Source organism: Aromatoleum diolicum, from assembly GCF_012910955.1.
GTDB lineage: Bacteria > Pseudomonadota > Gammaproteobacteria > Burkholderiales > Rhodocyclaceae > Aromatoleum > Aromatoleum diolicum.
Window position 1 is genome coordinate 1 of record NZ_WTVQ01000110.1, and the last position, 1,045, is coordinate 1,045.

At 60.7% G+C, this 1,045-nt stretch carries 1 protein-coding gene; it reads right to left on the reverse strand.

Annotated elements, in window-relative coordinates; translation table 11 throughout:
* Window positions 1–980, reverse strand: a 980-nt coding sequence (locus tag GPA25_RS23615; RefSeq protein WP_169262833.1) for an IS1182 family transposase, incomplete at its 3' end; no start/stop codon positions are given.
* Between the last annotated feature and the right edge of the window lie 65 nt (window positions 981–1,045).

Here is a 1,045-nt window from a genome sequence, read left to right on the forward strand (position 1 = left end):
GCTTTCGCGCTGGAAGTCGTGCTTTTCGGAACGAGCGGCACGATGCCGGCTTTGTGGCAGGCGAGGATCTCCTCGCTCTTGAAATAGCCCCGATCGGCGATTGCAGTGAGGGACTCCACTCGCATCGCCTTGCGCGCCTGCTTGCCCATCTTGCTGAGCTGGTCCCGATCGAGCCCATCGTTGGTCACCTCGTGGGCCACGATCAGGTGGTTCTTCGTTTCGACGGCCGTCTGCACGTTGTAGCCGACGATGCCCGTGCCCCGCGTTTTCATAGATCGGGCGTCGGGATCCGTGAGGGAGATCTGTTTGTCGGGCGTGTTCTCGAGCTGGACGCCGATCGCTTCGAGTTCCTTCATCCGCGCCTTCAGGGTCGTGATCTTGTCCTGCAGCCGCTCCTTCTTCGCCTGCGCGACTGCCGGCTCTTGCCGGTCGGCGGTATCCATCTCGACGAGGTAACGCTCGATGCTGGATTCGATCTCCTGCATGCGCCGTTGCAGCTTGGCGCTGGTGAAGTTCCGATCGCGGTTGTTGACTGCTTTGAACTTACTGCCGTCGATTGCGACCGCCGCCTCGGCAAAGAGTCCCAGTTCCCGGCACAGCACGACGAATTGGCGGCAGACACCGCGAATCCCCTTCGGATTGTCCTTGCGAAAGTTTGCAATGGTCTTGAAATCGGGCGTCAGACGCTCGACGAGCCACATCAACTCCAGGTTGCGCTGCGCCTCGCGCTCCAGGCGTCGGCTCGACTGGATCCGGTTCAGGTAGCCGTAGATGTAGAGCTTGAGCAGCGCCGCCGGGTGATAGGCGGGTCGTCCGGTCGCCGCCGGATCGACGCCGGCGAAGCCTAGCTTGCGCAGATCGAGTTCATCGACGAAGACATCGATGACCCGAACCGGATTGGTCTCGGAGACGAAGTCATCCAGCCTCTCGGGCAGCAGCGCCTCCTGTGTGCGGCTCTGACCTTCGACGAAGCGCTTCATGGTCACTGATCACGCTGATAACAATGCAGATATCATACAACATCGACCGTTTTTACACAGCCTCG